General features: G+C 56.4%; 16 protein-coding genes. 15 read left to right on the forward strand and 1 reads right to left on the reverse strand.

The features are described from left to right. Nucleotides 1-211 precede the first annotated feature (211 nt). On the reverse strand, nt 212-1,219 hold the full coding sequence (pspF, locus tag ACSPHG_RS11320; RefSeq protein ID WP_435953574.1) for a phage shock protein operon transcriptional activator: 1,008 nt from the start codon (nt 1,217-1,219) through the stop codon (nt 212-214). Between the two features lie 158 nt (nt 1,220-1,377). On the opposite strand from pspF, the gene pspA reads away from it, so the two are divergent. The 15 genes from pspA to ACSPHG_RS11395 all read left to right on the forward strand — a co-directional run bounded on the left by pspA (nt 1,378) and on the right by ACSPHG_RS11395 (nt 15,984). Further along, nucleotides 1,378-2,049, forward strand: a complete 672-nt coding sequence (gene pspA / locus ACSPHG_RS11325) for a phage shock protein PspA (RefSeq protein ID WP_435953575.1) — start codon at nt 1,378-1,380, stop codon at nt 2,047-2,049. Nucleotides 2,050-2,110: 61 nt separating this feature from the next. Continuing rightward, nucleotides 2,111-2,338, forward strand: coding sequence for an envelope stress response membrane protein PspB (gene pspB / locus ACSPHG_RS11330; RefSeq protein WP_435953576.1), 228 nt, complete (start codon nt 2,111-2,113; stop codon nt 2,336-2,338). Then, a complete protein-coding gene (gene pspC / locus ACSPHG_RS11335; RefSeq protein ID WP_435953577.1) occupies nt 2,338-2,697 on the forward strand; it encodes an envelope stress response membrane protein PspC in 360 nt (119 codons plus the stop codon). Before pspB ends, pspC begins: the two co-directional genes overlap by 1 nt. Before the next feature lie 90 nt (nt 2,698-2,787). Continuing rightward, the gene (pspD, locus tag ACSPHG_RS11340; protein WP_435953578.1) at nt 2,788-3,018 is read left to right on the forward strand and encodes a phage shock protein PspD; all 231 of its coding nucleotides are present in this window, start codon (nt 2,788-2,790) and stop codon (nt 3,016-3,018) included. Nucleotides 3,019-3,221: 203 nt separating this feature from the next. Then, nucleotides 3,222-4,907, forward strand: a complete 1,686-nt coding sequence (locus tag ACSPHG_RS11345; RefSeq protein ID WP_435953579.1) for a sugar phosphorylase — start codon at nt 3,222-3,224, stop codon at nt 4,905-4,907. 15 nt (nt 4,908-4,922) lie between these two features. Further along, nucleotides 4,923-6,215 carry an ABC transporter substrate-binding protein gene (locus ACSPHG_RS11350; protein WP_435953580.1) on the forward strand — a complete coding sequence of 431 codons (1,293 nt, stop codon included), beginning with the start codon at nt 4,923-4,925 and terminating at the stop codon, nt 6,213-6,215. A gap of 20 nt (nt 6,216-6,235) precedes the next feature. Continuing rightward, entirely contained in the window at nt 6,236-7,108 is an 873-nt protein-coding gene (locus ACSPHG_RS11355) for a carbohydrate ABC transporter permease (RefSeq protein WP_435953582.1), read from the forward strand. Then, nucleotides 7,105-7,950 (forward strand): carbohydrate ABC transporter permease, encoded by an 846-nt coding sequence (locus ACSPHG_RS11360; RefSeq protein WP_435953583.1) that lies wholly within the window; start codon nt 7,105-7,107, stop codon nt 7,948-7,950. The genes ACSPHG_RS11355 and ACSPHG_RS11360 overlap by 4 nt, the downstream gene beginning before the upstream one ends. Before the next feature lie 118 nt (nt 7,951-8,068). Beyond that, nucleotides 8,069-9,118: a D-guloside 3-dehydrogenase gene (gene ycjQ, locus ACSPHG_RS11365; RefSeq protein WP_435953584.1), complete on the forward strand. Its 1,050-nt coding sequence runs from the start codon at nt 8,069-8,071 to the stop codon at nt 9,116-9,118. A gap of 18 nt (nt 9,119-9,136) precedes the next feature. Further along, nucleotides 9,137-9,925, forward strand: coding sequence for a 3-dehydro-D-guloside 4-epimerase (ycjR, locus tag ACSPHG_RS11370; RefSeq protein WP_435953585.1), 789 nt, complete (start codon nt 9,137-9,139; stop codon nt 9,923-9,925). Between the two features lie 10 nt (nt 9,926-9,935). Continuing rightward, nucleotides 9,936-10,976: a D-glucoside 3-dehydrogenase gene (ycjS, locus tag ACSPHG_RS11375; protein WP_435953586.1), complete on the forward strand. Its 1,041-nt coding sequence runs from the start codon at nt 9,936-9,938 to the stop codon at nt 10,974-10,976. Next, the gene (locus tag ACSPHG_RS11380) at nt 10,973-13,225 is read left to right on the forward strand and encodes a glycoside hydrolase family 65 protein (RefSeq protein ID WP_435953587.1); all 2,253 of its coding nucleotides are present in this window, start codon (nt 10,973-10,975) and stop codon (nt 13,223-13,225) included. The genes ycjS and ACSPHG_RS11380 overlap by 4 nt, the downstream gene beginning before the upstream one ends. Next, a complete protein-coding gene (gene pgmB, locus ACSPHG_RS11385) occupies nt 13,222-13,914 on the forward strand; it encodes a beta-phosphoglucomutase (RefSeq protein ID WP_435953588.1) in 693 nt (230 codons plus the stop codon). The genes ACSPHG_RS11380 and pgmB overlap by 4 nt, the downstream gene beginning before the upstream one ends. 10 nt (nt 13,915-13,924) lie before the next feature. Continuing rightward, a complete protein-coding gene (locus ACSPHG_RS11390; protein WP_435953589.1) occupies nt 13,925-14,998 on the forward strand; it encodes an ABC transporter ATP-binding protein in 1,074 nt (357 codons plus the stop codon). Between the two features lie 74 nt (nt 14,999-15,072). Continuing rightward, entirely contained in the window at nt 15,073-15,984 is a 912-nt protein-coding gene (locus tag ACSPHG_RS11395; protein WP_435953590.1) for an OmpG family monomeric porin, read from the forward strand. The last annotated feature ends 13 nt before the right edge of the window (nt 15,985-15,997 follow it).

Genomic DNA, 15,997 nt, shown 5'->3' on the forward strand with positions numbered 1-15,997 from the left:
AGTCCCTTATCCAGTGTTTGCAATCCGTGCTGATTGTAGGGCGGCATTATGAAAGAAAATTTACAGGCGGTTCAGTGCGGTGCTTAGCACTCTAACGATGTTGGTGGAATCCACCTGAACGAGCGTCGGGAGAAGGGGCTAAAAGGTTGCGCGGAAGAAATAGCAGACAAATCAACAGGGCTGGCATGTAAATCCAGCCTTTTATCTGTTTTTAAAGGGTATGCACGGTTGGGGAAATATCGTGCTTTTTAAGCAGCGCGCGCAGCTGATGGTAGGTCAGCCCCAGCAGGTCGGCGGCCTTGCGCTGGTTGTACAGCGCCTTGCTCAGACTCTGCGTCACCAGCGCTTTTTCCTGCTCGTTCTGCCATTTACGCAGGTCGATGGGAAGCGTAGGGCTTACGTCGGATTTGATCGGTTCGGGCCGTGTCGTGCTGCGGGCGAAGGGGTCTAAAATCACTTCGTCCACCGGCTCGTCGCTGCTGCCGTGTCGATAGACCGAGCGTTCCACCACGTTTTTCAGCTCGCGAATATTGCCCGGCCAGCCGTAGTTAAGCAGCGTCCGCTGGGCTTCCTCGGTAAAGCCGGGGAACAGTGGGAGCTGCAGTTCGCGGCACATCTGAATGGCGAAATGCTCCGCCATCAGCATGATATCGGGCTGACGTTCGCGCAGCGGCGGCAGGGTGACGACGTCGAATGCCAGCCGGTCGAGCAGGTCGGCGCGGAATTTGCCTTCTTCCGCGAGCTTCGGCAGATCGGCATTGGTTGCGCATACCAGGCGCACGTTTACCTGGAGCGGCTGGCTGCCGCCGACGCGCTCCAGCTCGCCGTATTCCACCACGCGCAGCAGCTTTTCCTGCACCATCATCGGCGCGGTGGCAAGCTCGTCAAGAAACAGCGTGCCGCCGTCCGCGCGCTCAAAGCGGCCCGGATGGCGTTTTTGCGCGCCGGTAAACGCGCCCGCCTCGTGGCCGAAAAGCTCAGAGTCGAGCAGATTGTCGTTTAGCGCCGCGCAGTTCAGCGAAATAAACGGCCCCTGCCAGCGGCGGGAGAGGAAGTGAAGGCGGTTAGCAATCAGCTCTTTACCGGTGCCGCGTTCGCCGATCACCAGCACGGGCTTTTCGAGCGGGGCGAGACGGGAAACCTGCTCAAGCACTTCAAGAAAGCTGTTAGCCTCGCCGATGAGATTATCTTTTTGTTCAGCCATGATGAAATTAACCAACTGTTAGCGAATATCACCACTATAAACGCAACGTGCACAGAGTCAAATTTAATCACTTCTTTTAAAATCAATAAGATAAAAAGTTGGCACGGCATTTGTATTAATCATGGTGTGCAGGGTGCCAGGCACCTGAAATAATGACTAAAGAGGATTGAATTATGGGTATTTTTTCTCGTTTCGCCGACATCGTGAATGCCAACATCAACTCGCTGCTGGAAAAAGCGGAAGATCCGCAGAAGCTGGTACGCCTGATGATTCAGGAAATGGAAGACACGCTCGTTGAAGTGCGTTCCACCTCGGCTCGCGCGCTGGCAGAAAAGAAACAGCTTTCCCGCCGCGTAGAACAGGCCACCGCTCAGCAGGCCGAATGGCAGGAAAAAGCCGAACTGGCGCTGCGTAAAGATAAAGAAGATTTGGCCCGTGCGGCGCTTATCGAAAAACAGAACTTAACCGACCTGATCGCCACCCTGGAAGATGAAGTGGTTCACGTCGATGAAACCCTGGCGCGTATGAAAAAAGAAATTGGCGAGCTGGAAAACAAACTCAGCGAAACCCGCGCGCGCCAGCAGGCCTTAACGCTTCGTCACCAGGCCGCATCGTCTTCACGCGACGTGCGTCGTCAGCTGGACAGCGGTAAGCTGGATGAAGCAATGGCTCGTTTTGAGTCATTCGAACGCCGCATCGACCAGATGGAATCTGAAGCCGAAAGCCACAGCTTCGGCAAACAGAAGAATCTGGACACCCAGTTCGCCGAACTGAAGGCCGACGATGAAATCAGCGAGCAGCTCGCCGCGCTGAAAGCAAAAATGAACGGTCAGGATCGCGGTTAATTTTCCTTAACTGCGGTTGTGCGGGACACACCGCAGTTATTCTGAATTGTAAGGAGTACACATGAGCGCGCTTTTTCTGGCCATTCCGTTAACGATTTTCGTGTTGTTTGTTGCCCCCATCTGGCTGTGGTTGCATTACAACGATCGCGCAGCCAACGGCGGGCAGCTTTCACAAAGCGAACAGCAGCGGCTGGCACAGCTCACTGACGAGGCGCAACGTATGCGCGACCGTATTCAGTCGCTGGAACAGATCCTTGATGCCGAACATCCGAACTGGAGAGACAAATAATGGCGAATTCATTTTCCGGTCGTAAATTATGGCGAATCCCTGAAAAGGGCATGTTGAAGGGCGTCTGCGCGGGGATCGCGCAATACCTTGATGTACCTGTCAAATTGGTACGCCTGATCGTGGTTTTATCGATGATTTTTGGCCTGTTCTTCTTTGCGCTGGTGGCCTACATCGCCCTGACATTTATTCTCGATCCGATGCCCCACGGCGCGGATCGCGAAAAACCCCAGCCGACCAACAGCGACCTGCTTAACGAAGTGGACGCGCAGCTGGCCGAAGGGGAGCAGCGGTTACGTTCGATGGAGCGCTACATAACGTCCGATACCTTCACGTTACGCAGCCGTTTTCGTCAGCTTTAATCAAATCCCGGTTACCTCCCTCTCCTGGGGGAGAGGGCCGGGCTGAGGGCGTTCGGGCCGCACCACAATATCCTGATTTAAGGAGATCTCATGACTTCATTTCGCACCGCCGCGCAAAAAACCAAACCCGGCCTTAAGCTTGCGGGCAAACTGGTTCTGCTGACGGCATTACGTTACGGCCCTGCGGGCGTAGCGGGCTGGGCGGTGAAATCTGTCGCCCGTCGTCCGCTGAAAATTCTTATTGCGATGACGCTCGAGCCTCTGCTGGCGCGCGTTTTGCGCAAGATCTCGACCCGTTATAACGGCACGCTTCCACGCTAATCTGCCTTTCTTTCCGGGAAGGCAAAGAACCTCTTATCTGCTTAAGCCTCGTTACATATAAATTTGCGGTGCCTCACAAATATTTATTTTGAGGCGCCGCATTTGCGTTTTTTGCCCTCGTTTAAAGCCTGCCCGCGTTGACATAAAAATAAACGGGGAGTAGTCTCGCCTCTCGTGGTACCGCTCCCATGAGAAAACTAAAAATGCAGAAAATTAAAGAATTGCTGGATGCTATTTACGACAACGGGTTAGAAAAAGAGTTTGTTAGCGCTTTTATTGCCAGGGTTGAAAAAGCGAAAAACCAATCATTGCCGCTCAGAAAGCAGGGGTGGGATGAAAAAGATATCGTCCTGATTACCTATGCCGATCAATTCCACCTCGAAGGCGAAAAAACGCTTAAATCATTAGAAGATTTTTATCTTCGCTGGCTTAAGGACAGTTTTTCTCATATTCATCTCTTGCCCTTTTATCCATGGTCGTCTGACGACGGCTTTTCGGTTATCGATTATCATCAGGTCGACCCGATTGCCGGAAGCTGGCAGGATGTTTCGCACCTGAATAAGTCAGCGAAATTAATGTTTGATTTTGTCTGTAATCACATTTCGGCGAAAAGCGAATGGTTCAAGGGATATTTAACCGGACGGCCGGAATATCAGAATTTCTTTATTCACGTTGATCCCTCCGTTGATTTGTCTGCGGTAACACGACCGCGCGCTTTACCCTTGCTTTCGCCTTGTACCCTCGCGGACGGCACGCGGCAGCATATCTGGACGACCTTCAGCGACGATCAAATTGACCTGAACTTTGCCAATCCGCAGGTGCTGCTGGCGATGGTTGATGTCCTGCTGCACTATTTGCAGGAGGGGGCGGACTACGTGCGCCTGGACGCGGTTGGCTATATGTGGAAAACCGTTGGCACCTGCTGTATTCACCTCGAAAAAACCCACCAGCTTGTGAAGCTGTTCCGCGCCGTCGCCGATGAGGTAGCGCCGGGCACGGTGCTTATTACCGAAACCAACGTGCCGCACAAAGACAATATTTCTTACCTCGGCAACGGGTATGACGAAGCGCAGATGGTGTATCAGTTCCCGCTGCCGCCGTTGGTGCTGCACGCGATACATACCGGCTCGGCGCAGGTTATCAGCCGCTGGGCCGCTACGCTTGGGGAAACCGCGCAGGGCAATACCACCTGGTTTAACTTCCTCGCCTCCCATGATGGAATCGGGCTAAATCCGCTGCGCGGCATTTTGCCTGAGGAGGAGATACTCGCCTTGGTTAACGGCCTTCAGGAAGAGGGCGCGCTGGTTAACTGGAAAAATAACCCGGACGGTACGCGCAGCCCGTATGAAATTAACGTGACCTATATGGACGCGTTAAACCGTCGCGATGCGCCAGACGATGAGCGAATTGCACGCTTTATTCTTGCCCACGCTATTTTACTCGCTTTCCCAGGCGTTCCGGCCATTTATGTGCAAAGTATCATTGGTTCGCGAAATGATTATACGGGCGTCGAACGCCTCGGTTATAACCGCGCCATCAATCGGCAGAAATATAAATTAGATAATATAGAAGAAGAGCTGTCGGGCGGAAATGAATTGCGCCAGCAGGTTTATCAGCAGTTAACGCATTTAATTCAGGTGCGCAAGCAGCAGGCGGCTTTTCATCCGGACAGTTCATTTGAAGCACGGTGCGTAAATGAAAGTGTGTTGGAAATTAAGCGCGCGGCGAGTAACGGCGATAATATTCTTGCGCTGTTTAACCTCAGCGGTGAAATTACGTCATTCCCGCTGCCGAACCATAGTTTCAGAGAGCTGTTAACCGGCGAGATAATTAACGGCGATCGGTCTTACTCCATACGGCCTTATCAGGTGTTATGGCTTAGCTATTAATATAAGGGAATAACCATGAAAACCTATCAACCAATGCTGCTTGCAGCATTGATAGCCGCCGCTTTGCTTTCGGGCTGCAGGCAGGACGATGATAAACAGGTCACCATTGAATTTATGCATTCCTCCGTCGAGCAGGAAAGGCAGGCGGTAATTACCCATCTGATCGAACGTTTCAGCAAGGAAAACCCGCACATCGTGGTGAAACAGGTGCCGGTTGAAGAGGACGCCTACAACACGAAAGTGATTACCCTTGCACGCTCCGGCGCGCTGCCGGAGGTGATTGAAGTCAGCCACGACTATGCAAAAGTCATGGACAAAGAGCAGCTTATCGACCGCGAGGCGATTAAACAGGTCGTTTCAAGCGTAGGCGAAGCGAGTTTTTACGACGGCATTCTGCGCGTCGTCAGAACCGAGGATGCCAGCGCGTATACCGGCGTCCCGATCGGCGCCTGGCTTGGGGGCGTGTGGTACCGCAAATCTGCGCTGCAAAAAGCAGGGGTGAGCGAGCCGAAAAACTGGACAGAGCTTTTGGACGCCGCCCGCACCATGACGCGTGCCGCTGATAAAAAATACGGCATCGCGCTGCCGACGGCGGAAAGCGTGATGACCGAGCAAACCTTCTCGCAGTTCGCGCTTTCCAACGGGGCGAACGTCTTTGATGAAGCGGGAAACGTCACCGTTAACTCGGCTGCCATGCTCGAGTCGCTGAATTATTACCAGCAGCTCGCACGCTACACCATGCCCGGCTCGAACGACGTTATGGAAATCAAAGATGCCTTCATGAACGGCACCGCGCCGATGGCCGTCTATTCCACCTACATCCTGCCCGCATTTTATAAAGACGGCACTCCGCAGGATCTCGGCTTTATGGTGCCGACGGAAAAATCGCCGGCGGTGTACGGCATGATCACCTCGTTGACCATCACTTCAGGCCAGAGCAAAGACGAAACTGAAGCCGCCCAGAAGTTTGTCGGCTTCCTAGAGCAGGCGCATAACTCCGCCGACTGGGTGCTGATGTCGCCGGGCGCGGCGCTGCCGGTGACCAAAGCCGTTGCCCAGACGGAAAGCTACAGGGACAACCCGGTGATCAAGGCGTTCGGCACGCTGCCCGCCGAGCTGATTGCCCAGTTCCCTAACGTGCAGGTCTTTGGGTCGGTAGGGGAGAAAAACTTTACCCGCATGGGCGACATCACCGGTTCGGCCATTCTTAGCGAGATGGTTAATCAGGTCACGGTCGGCAAACAGGCCACGGCTCCGGCGCTGGATAACAGCCAGGCGCGCATCAATGAACTGATGAAACAACACTGAACTCCACAGGAAAAGTCATTATGAAGAAGTGGTTCTCAGGCCGCTCCGACATGCCCTTTGCCATGATGCTCCTCGCGCCCAGCCTGTTGCTGCTGGGCGGGCTGGTGGCCTGGCCGATGCTGTCGAACATCGAAATCAGCTTTCTGCGGCTGCCGCTTAATCCGAGCCTCAGCCCGCGTTTTATCGGGCTGCAAAACTACGTCAACATCCTGACCGATGCCGCATTCTGGCATTCGCTGTGGACCACCTTCTGGTACACCGCGCTGGTTGTTTTGGGCAGCACCGGGCTGGGGCTGGGCGTGGCGCTGTTTTTCAACCGCGAATTTCGCCTGCGCAAAACGGCGCGCTCGCTGGTGATCCTCTCTTACGTCACGCCGTCGATTTCGCTGGTGTTCGCCTGGAAATACATGTTCAACAGCGGCTACGGCATCGTGAACTATCTCGGCGTGGACGTGCTGCATCTGTTCAGCGAAGCGCCGCTGTGGTTCGACAACCCCGGCAGCAGCTTCTTCCTCGTGGTGCTGTTCGCCATCTGGCGCTACTTCCCGTACGCCTTTATTTCGTTCCTGGCGATTTTGCAGACCATCGATAAATCGCTCTACGAGGCGGCAGAGATGGACGGGGCCAACGGCTGGCAGCGTTTCAAAATCGTTACCCTCCCGGCGATTATGCCGGTGCTGGCGACGGTCGTAACGCTGCGCACCATCTGGATGTTCTACATGTTTGCGGACGTCTGGCTGCTCACCACCAAGGTGAACATTCTCGGCGTCTACCTCTATAAAACGGCCTTTGCCTTTAACGATCTCGGCAAAGCGGCTGCGATTTCGGTGGTGCTGTTCGTCATCATCTTCGCCGTCATCCTGCTGACCAGAAAACGGGTGAATCTGAAATGACCGCTAATAATCGCAAGCTGCTGGGGCGCGTGGGCTTCTACGCCGGGCTGGCGCTGTTTCTGCTGGTGACGCTGTTTCCTTTTTTCGTGATGTTGATGACCTCGTTTAAAACCTCGCAGGAGGCCATCTCGCTGCATCCGACCATCTTCCCGCAGGAGTGGACGCTACGGCACTACATCGACATTTTTAACCCGACCATCTTCCCGTTTTTGACCTATTTCAAAAACAGCATGGTGGTGTCGCTCACGTCGTCGGCCATCGCGGTGCTGATCGGCATTCTGGGCGCGTACGCGCTGTCGAAGCTGCGCTTCAAAGGCCGCATGACCATCAACGCCAGCTTCTACGCGGTGTACATGTTCTCCGGGATTTTGCTGGTGGTGCCGCTGTTCAAAATCATCACCGCGCTGGGCATTTACGACACGGAGATGGCGCTGATTATCACCATGGTGACGCAAACGCTGCCTACCGCGGTGTTCATGCTGAAAAGCTACTTCGACACCATCCCTGATGAAATCGAAGAGGCGGCGATGATGGACGGTTTAAACCGCCTGCAAATCATCTTCTATATCACCGTGCCGCTGGCGATATCCGGCCTGGTTTCGGTCTTCGTCTACTGCTTTATGGTGGCGTGGAACGACTACCTGTTCGCCTCAATTTTCCTCTCCAGCTCGGCAAACTTCACGCTGCCGGTGGGCCTGAGCACGCTGTTCAGCACCCCGGACTACGTGTGGGGCCGGATGATGGCCGCCTCGCTGGTCACCGCGCTGCCGGTGGTAATCATGTACGCGCTGTCCGAACGCTTTATTAAAAGCGGCCTGACGGCAGGCGGCGTGAAGGGTTAATCAATTCATCAATGTCGGGTGGCGCTGCGCTTAACCGACCTACAAAAGGTTACGAACTGGATTTTGTAGGGGGGATAAGCGCAGCGTCATCCACCGAAAAATATCAACGGAGTAATAAATGAAAAAGCTAATCGCAACCGCCCCGCGCGTGGCGGCACTGATGGACTACGAAGACCGCCCGGTGGCGGCGCATGAAGTGAAAATCAAAGTGGCCTATGGCGCGCCGAAGCACGGCACCGAAGTCGTTGATTTCCGCGCGGCCAGCCCGTTTATCGATGAGGAGTTTAACAGCGAGTGGAATCTGTTTATGCCCCGCGCCGAGGGTGCCACGCGCGGCATCGAGTTTGGCAAGTTCCAGCTCGGCAATATGGTGGTCGGTGAAGTGATTGAGAAAGGCGAGGCCGTCACCGAATACCAGCTCGGCGACCGGGTTTGTACCTACGGCCCGCTTCAGGAAACCGTGATCGCCAACGGCGTCAATAACTACAAGCTGCGCATAATGCCGGCCGGAGCAAGCTGGAAAAACGCCGTGTGCTACGACCCGGCGCAGTTTGCGATGAGCGGCGTACGCGACGGTAACGTGCGCGTGGGGGATTTTGTCGTCGTCGTGGGCCTGGGCGCAATCGGGCAGATAGCGATCCAGCTGGCGAAGAAAGCCGGAGCCGCCATCGTCGTCGGCGTCGATCCTATCGCACACCGCTGTGACATCGCCAGGCGCCACGGCGCGGACTACTGCTTAAACCCGATCGGCACCGACGTTGGGCTGGAGGTCAAAAAACTCACCGGCAAGACTGGCGCTGACGTGATCATTGAAACCAGCGGCAACGAGCAGGCACTACAGGCCGCGCTGCGCGGCATCGCCTATGGCGGCACCATCTCTTACCTGGCGTTTGCGAAACCTTTCCACGATTTCAACCTTGGCCGCGAAGCGCACTTCAATAACGCAAAAATCGTCTTTTCGCGCGGCAGCAGCGAGCCGAACCCGGACTATCCGCGCTGGAACCGCAAGCGCATCGAAGAAACCTGTTGGGAGCTGCTGATGAACGGTTATCTCAACTGCGAAGACCTGATCGACCCGGTGGTGAGCTTCCACGACAGCGCGGAAAGCTACATGAAATACGTCGACCAGCAGCCGGACCTGAGCATCAAAATGGGCGTTACCTTCTAATTTAAACGGACTTCAGATATGAAAATCGGTACTCAAAATCAGGCGTTTTTCCCTGCGGATATTCTTGAAAAATTTAAATACGTTAAGGCCATGGGCTTTGACGGCTTTGAAATCGACGGCAGGCTGCTGGTCGAAAACGTGGCGGCGGTGAAGGCGGCAATCGCCGAAACGGGGCTGCCGGTCACGACCGCCTGCGGCGGCTACGACGGCTGGATCGGCGACTTTATCGAAGAGCGCCGCCTGAACGGCCGGCAGCAAATCGCCCGTATTCTGGAAGCGCTTGCGGAAGTTGGCGGTAAGGGCATCGTGGTGCCGGGCGCCTGGGGCATGTTCACCTATCGACTGCCGCCGATGACCTCGCCGCGCAGCCAGGCGGGCGACCGCAAGGCCATTGGCGATTCCCTGCGCTATCTGGACGAAGTCGCCGGACGCACGGGCACTAACGTCTTCCTCGAGCCGCTCAACCGTTACCAGGATCATATGATCAACACCCTGGCGGACGCGCGCGCTTACATCGAAGAAAACCAGCTCAAGCACACAAAAATCATCGGTGATTTCTATCATATGAACATCGAAGAGGACGACATCAGCGCCGCGTTCCACGCCAACCGCGACCTGCTGGGCCACGTCCATATTGCCGATAACCATCGCTACCAGCCGGGCAGCGGCAGCATTGATTTTAAAAAGCATTTTGACCAGCTGCGCGCCGACGGCTACGAGGGCTATATCGTCTACGAAGGCCGCATCCGCGCGGAAGATCCGGCCATGGCCTATCAGCAATCGCTGCAGTTTTTGCGCACACTTTAAGGGCTAAACGATGAGCCGAAAACTCAGGGTGGCAATCGTCGGCGGCGGCCAGGTGGCTGAAACCGTGCATGCGTCGTATTACCTGACAAGAGATGATGTGGAGCTGGTGGCCGTCGTGGACAGCCATGTCGAGCGCGCGCAGGCGTTTGCCGCGCGCCTCGGCATTCCCCACGCCTACACGGACGCGGCGCTGATGTACCAGGAATGTCAGCCGGATATCGTTAGCGTCTGCACGCCAAATCGTTTTCACCACCAGCACGTGCTGCAGGCGCTCGAGAACGGCTGCCACGTTATGTGCGAAAAACCCCCGGCGATGACGGCGGAGCAGGCGGCTGAAATGCGCGACGCGGCGCGCGAGGCCGGTAAGGTGCTGGCCTACGATTTCCATCATCGTTTTGCCAGCGACACCCAGCTGCTGCGTGAGCAGGTTGTGGCCGGAACGCTCGGGGAGATTTACGTCACCAACGCCAAAGCGCTGCGCCGCTGCGGCGTGCCGGGCTGGGGCGTGTTCACCAATAAAGAGCTACAGGGCGGCGGGCCGCTTATCGACATCGGCATTCATATGCTGGATGCCGCGATGTACGTGCTCGGCTTCCCGGCGGTAAAACGCGTGTCCGCGCACGCCTTCCAGCGGCTGGGCAACCGCAGGCACAGCGGGCAGTTTGGGGAGTGGGACCCGGCAGCCTTTACCGTGGAAGATTCCCTTTTTGCCACGCTTGAGTTTCACAACGGCGGCATTCTGCGCCTGGAAACCTCATTTGCGCTAAACATCCCCGAGCAGTCGATATTCAACGTCGAGTTCTGCGGTGATGAGGCCGGTGCGACGCTGTTCCCGGCACATATTTATAAGGACGAGGCCGGGAAGTTAGTGACGCTGTCACAAAGAGAGGCTGCGGACGATAACCGCCACTTCAAAAGCATGCGCGCGTTTGTCGATCATGTCCTTGGCGCGCCGGTCAGCATTGCCGACGCCGAGCAGGGATACCTTATTCAACAGCTGGTTGCGGCGATTTACCGGGCGGCAGAACGTGGCGGGAGCGTCGAACTATGAGCAGCCTGACGACGCTTGCGGAAACGCAGTTCAGCCCGCATACGCTGAATAAATACGCCACGCTGATGGCCGCAGGAAACGGCTACCTCGGCCTGCGGGCCTGCCACGAAGAGGCCTATTCGGATCAGACCCGCGGCATGTATCTGGCGGGGTTTTATCACCGCGCATCGGCGATTGAAACCACCGAGCTTGTGAACCTGCCGGACGTGCTGCAAATGCGCATCGAGCTGGATGGGGAGAACTTCACGCTGCTGTCCGGTACCATCCTCGACTACCGGCGCGAGCTGAATTATGCCAACGGCGAACTGCTGCGTCGGGTCGAATGGCGGGCGGCAAACGGAAAACGCTACCTGATCGAATGCCGACGCTTCCTGTCTGCGGCGCGGCGTTCGCTGATCTGCTCGCGCATCGCCATTTCGCCGCTGGACGACGGGGCGTCGATTACCCTCAGCACCGGCATTGACGCCACGCAAACCAACAGCGGCCGCCAGCATCTGGACGAAACCAGCGTGCGCGTCTTTGAACAGCGCTATTTGCAGGGCAGCTACCGCGCGCTCGACGGCAGCAACGAGGTGGTTATCAGCAGCTTTTGCGCGGTATCCCCTGAAACCAGCAGTAGCTTTTTTGCCAAAAATCGTCGGCTGACCCAGCACTGCACCGCCGAGATCCCCCAGGGCGAAACCTTTGAGCTGGTGAAAACGACGTGGGTCGCAAGCTCCCTCGACGCGGACTACCGGCCTGAAGGCTGCGGCGCACTTTCACTGGCGAGCCTGGTGGCGTGCGTCGAGCTTGGCTACGACAGGCTGCTCGCTGAGTCCAGCGCCCGCTGGCGTGACATGTGGCAGCGCAGCCGCGTAGTTGTCGACAGCGACAACGCTCGGGACCAGCACGCGCTTGATTTCGCGCTCTATCACCTGTTTGCCATGACGCCGACGCACGGCGAACGGTGCAGCATCGCCGCGAAGGGGTTAACGGGCGAGGGCTACAAGGGCCACATTTTCTGGGATACCGAAGTGTTCCTCCTGCCGTTCCATCTGATGACCCAGCCGCAGGTGGCCCGCAGCCTGCTGAGCTACCGCTGGCACAACCTGGCTGGCGCGCGCGCAAAGGCGGTGAAAAACGGCTACGCGGGAGCCTTGTTCCCATGGGAAAGCGCGTGGTCGGGCGAAGAGGAAACGCCCGAGTTTGCGGCTATCAATATCCGCACCGGGCTGCGGCAGAAGGTTGCCTCGGCGCTGGCGGAGCATCATCTGGTCGCGGACATTGCCTGGGCGGTAGAAAGCTATTATCAGGCCACCGGCGACGAGGCGTTTATGCGCGAGCGCGGGGTGGAACTGTTGACGGAAACCGCGCGGTTCTGGATTAGCCGGACGGTGGAGGTGAACGGCAGGCTCGAACTGCACGACGTTATTGGCCCGGACGAGTACACCGAGCACGTGAACAACAACGCTTACACCAGCTACCTCGCGCATTACAACGTTGAGCTGGCGCTGCGCTACGCGAACGACGACTGGGCCTGGAGGCGGCAGGCGGAAGATTTTCTTGCACGTCTGCGGCTGCCCCAGCCGGACGATCGTCAGCTTATCGAGCAGGACGACACCTTCTTTAGCAAGCCAACGATTGACCTGACGAAATACAAAATGCAGCAGGGTACGCAGGCCATTTTGCTCGACTATTCCCGCGCCGAGGTCAACGAAATGCAGATCCTCAAGCAGGCCGACGTGGTGATGCTCTGCTACATGCTGCCATGGCGGTTTACGCCCCGGCAGCACGAGGCCAATCTCGACTACTACGAGCCGCGCACCATCCACGACTCGTCGCTAAGCAAGGCGATTCACGGCGTGGTCGCCGCCCGCTGCGGGCGTGCGGAACAGGCCTGGCAGCTCTGGCAGCAGGCGTGTCTTATCGACCTGGGTGACGAGCCGCACAGCTGCGACGACGGCATTCACGCGGCGGCGACGGGGGCCATCTGGCTAGGCGCGGTGCAGGGCTTCGCCGGACTGAGCGTTCAGCGGGGCGAGCTGCATCTGAATCCCTGCCTGCCGCAGGCTTTGCGCTCGATTGCGCTGCCGTTTTACTGGCAGGGTGAGCGCATAGAGCTGACCGTGACGCAGCGGCAGATTTCTCTTTCAAAGACATCGGTAAAACCGTTCGTCATCTGGCTTGGGCAGGAGCGCGTTGTCATACGCGAAGCTGAATTTTGCACGCCCGTAGCTGGGAGCGGTACCACGGCGGGGAGCTGGCAATGAAACCACAGGCGGTTATTTTCGATTTAGATGGCGTGGTGACCGATACCGCCCATCTGCATTTTATTGCCTGGCAGCAGGTAGCTCGCGAAATCGATATAGAGATCGACGAGCAGATTAACGAACGGCTTAAAGGCATCAGCCGCATGGGCTCGCTTGAGCTTATTCTGCGCGCTGGCGGTGCGGAGCAGCGGGTGAGCCAGCAGGCACGGCTGCGGCTGGCCGAACGCAAAAACGCGCTGTATGTGGCATCGCTAAAACAGCTCAGCCGGGATTCGGTGCTGCCGGGCATTGCGCCGCTGCTCGCAGAACTTCGCCAGCAGAAGGTTTTAGTCGGGCTGGCATCGGTATCGCTCAACGCGCCTGGCATTCTTAGCGCACTGGGGCTGAGCGACCGGTTCGACTTTTGCGCCGACGCGGGCCGTATTAAAAACTCAAAGCCCGACCCGGAGATCTTTCTCGCCGCGTGCGCGGGGCTTGGCGTTAGGCCGCAGAACTGTATCGGCATTGAAGACGCGCAGGCGGGGATTGCGGCGATTAACGGCTGCGGGATGGCTTCGGTCGGCATCGGCCCGCGGCTTGTCGACGCGGATCTGCTGCTGCCTTCCACGGCGGAACTGAGCTGGCCGCTTCTGCAAAGGCTTAGCGCTAAGACAGGTTTAACGGGCCGCGCGCGGCCAGATAACGAATAAGGGATAGACCATGGCACAACTTTCGTTGCAGCACATTCAAAAGATCTATAACAATCAGGTTCACGTGGTGAAGGACTTCACCCTCGAAATCGAAGATAAAGAATTTATCGTTTTCGTCGGGCCGTCGGGCTGCGGCAAGTCCACGACGCTGCGCATGATCGCCGGGCTTGAGGAAATAACCAGCGGTAAGCTTCTGATCGACGGCGTTTGCATGAACGACGTGCCCGCCAAAGCGCGCGGCATTGCGATGGTGTTTCAGAACTACGCGCTCTATCCGCACATGTCCGTCTACGACAACATGGCGTTCGGGCTCAAAATGCAGAAGCTCGATGCGAAGATCATCGACGAGCGCGTGCAGTGGGCCGCGTCGATTCTGGGGCTGAAAACCTATCTGGATCGCCGCCCGGCCGCGTTATCCGGCGGGCAGCGTCAGCGCGTGGCGCTGGGGCGCGCGATCGTGCGCGAGGCTGGGGTATTCCTGATGGATGAACCGCTGTCCAACCTCGACGCCCGGCTGCGCGTGCAGATGCGCGCGGAAATCAGCAAGCTGCATCAGAAGCTGAACACCACCATGATTTACGTCACCCACGATCAGACCGAGGCGATGACCATGGCGACGCGCATCGTGATCATGAAGGACGGCATCATACAGCAGGTTGGCGCGCCGAAAACGGTCTACAACCATCCGGCGAATATTTTCGTGGCGGGCTTTATCGGCTCGCCTTCAATGAACTTTATTCGCGGCACCGTCGATAACGGCTATTTCATTACCGAAACGCTTAAGCTGCCGTTGCCCGAAGGGAAAATTGAGCCGCTGCGCGAATATCAGCATAGGCCGGTCATTCTGGGTATTCGTCCTGAGGATATTATTACGGATGAAACGGGAGAGGGCGTAGACGCGTATATTACCGTGGCCGAGCTAACCGGCGCAGAATTTATGCTTTATGTCACCGTCGGCGGGCACGAGCTGACCCTGCGCGCCAATTCCGACGTGGATTATCGTGCGGCGCAAAATATTAAAATAGCCTTCGATATGAACAAGAGTCACTTTTTTGATGCTGAAACTGAATTCGCGATTGAGTGATATTTAACTGTACCCTGCCGGAGATTCTCGCCGGCATTCTTTCGTAAGCTGTTATTTTAACAAGGACCACCTTAATGAAAAGACTGTTGCAATGCGCGGCGTTATTCGCCTGCGCTGGAGCCGCCTGCGCGCAGGCCGGGGAAGAGAAAAGCTGGCACTATAATATCGGTGCAATGTATGAAATAGAAAACGTCGAAGGGCAGGCGGACGATAAAGACGGTTTATATGAACCTTCCGTCTATTTTAACGCCTCGTGGGGAGACTGGAGCATTGCACTGACCATGTATCAGGAAGGTGCCGCAGATTACGGTAACTTTACGCGCGGAACCTATTTTAACCGTCCGGAAATGGATATTCGCTATCAGTTTTATGAGGCAGAAGGCGGCACCTTCGGCTTTACCTCCGGCGTTCGTAATTACGGCTACCATTTTAAAAATGAAGACGGGTCCAACAACGGCACCGCCAATACCCAGCGCTATAAGTTCATGCCGGATTATTTAATTAAAATCAACGATGACTGGAGCTTTGGCGGCTGGCTGGCGTATTACCGCTTCGATAACGATCTTGATAAAACCGGCTATTCCGACAGCCGTGTTGAAACGGAAACCGGCGTCACCTGGCGAATCAACGAAACCTTCTCTCTGCGCGCCAATTACTATCTCGAACGTGGCTTTAATACCGACAGCGATAAAAACAACGGCGAGTTCTCAACGCAGGAGATGCGCATCTATCTGCCGATTAATTTAGGCAATACTGTGCTGACGCCTTATACCCGCCTGGGTCTGGACCGCTGGAGCAACTGGGACTGGTCGGAGGATATCGACCGCGAGAACCATGACTATAATCGCCTGGGCCTGCTGTATGCCTATGATTTCAATAACGGCCTGTCGATGACGCTCGAATACGCCTATGAATGGGAGCATCACGACGAGGGTGCGGATGATAAATTCCACTATGCGGGAATTGGCGTGAATTACGCTTTCTAAGTGAACCGTCCGT

This window comes from Dryocola baronae, assembly GCF_051297175.1.
GTDB lineage: Bacteria > Pseudomonadota > Gammaproteobacteria > Enterobacterales > Enterobacteriaceae > Dryocola.

Excerpts from the sequence above, each read along its gene's own strand:
- pspA (WP_435953575.1), top strand. The coding sequence starts at position 1,378 with ATGGGTATTTTTTCTCGTTTCGCCGACATCGTGAATGCCAACATCAAC.
- pspB (WP_435953576.1), top strand. The coding sequence starts at position 2,111 with ATGAGCGCGCTTTTTCTGGCCATTCCGTTAACGATTTTCGTGTTGTTT.
- pspC (WP_435953577.1), top strand. The coding sequence starts at position 2,338 with ATGGCGAATTCATTTTCCGGTCGTAAATTATGGCGAATCCCTGAAAAG.
- pspD (WP_435953578.1), top strand. The coding sequence starts at position 2,788 with ATGACTTCATTTCGCACCGCCGCGCAAAAAACCAAACCCGGCCTTAAG.
- ACSPHG_RS11345 (WP_435953579.1), top strand. The coding sequence starts at position 3,222 with ATGCAGAAAATTAAAGAATTGCTGGATGCTATTTACGACAACGGGTTA.
- ACSPHG_RS11350 (WP_435953580.1), top strand. The coding sequence starts at position 4,923 with ATGAAAACCTATCAACCAATGCTGCTTGCAGCATTGATAGCCGCCGCT.
- ACSPHG_RS11355 (WP_435953582.1), top strand. The coding sequence starts at position 6,236 with ATGAAGAAGTGGTTCTCAGGCCGCTCCGACATGCCCTTTGCCATGATG.
- ACSPHG_RS11360 (WP_435953583.1), top strand. The coding sequence starts at position 7,105 with ATGACCGCTAATAATCGCAAGCTGCTGGGGCGCGTGGGCTTCTACGCC.
- ycjQ (WP_435953584.1), top strand. The coding sequence starts at position 8,069 with ATGAAAAAGCTAATCGCAACCGCCCCGCGCGTGGCGGCACTGATGGAC.
- ycjR (WP_435953585.1), top strand. The coding sequence starts at position 9,137 with ATGAAAATCGGTACTCAAAATCAGGCGTTTTTCCCTGCGGATATTCTT.
- ycjS (WP_435953586.1), top strand. The coding sequence starts at position 9,936 with ATGAGCCGAAAACTCAGGGTGGCAATCGTCGGCGGCGGCCAGGTGGCT.
- ACSPHG_RS11380 (WP_435953587.1), top strand. The coding sequence starts at position 10,973 with ATGAGCAGCCTGACGACGCTTGCGGAAACGCAGTTCAGCCCGCATACG.
- pgmB (WP_435953588.1), top strand. The coding sequence starts at position 13,222 with ATGAAACCACAGGCGGTTATTTTCGATTTAGATGGCGTGGTGACCGAT.
- ACSPHG_RS11390 (WP_435953589.1), top strand. The coding sequence starts at position 13,925 with ATGGCACAACTTTCGTTGCAGCACATTCAAAAGATCTATAACAATCAG.
- ACSPHG_RS11395 (WP_435953590.1), top strand. The coding sequence starts at position 15,073 with ATGAAAAGACTGTTGCAATGCGCGGCGTTATTCGCCTGCGCTGGAGCC.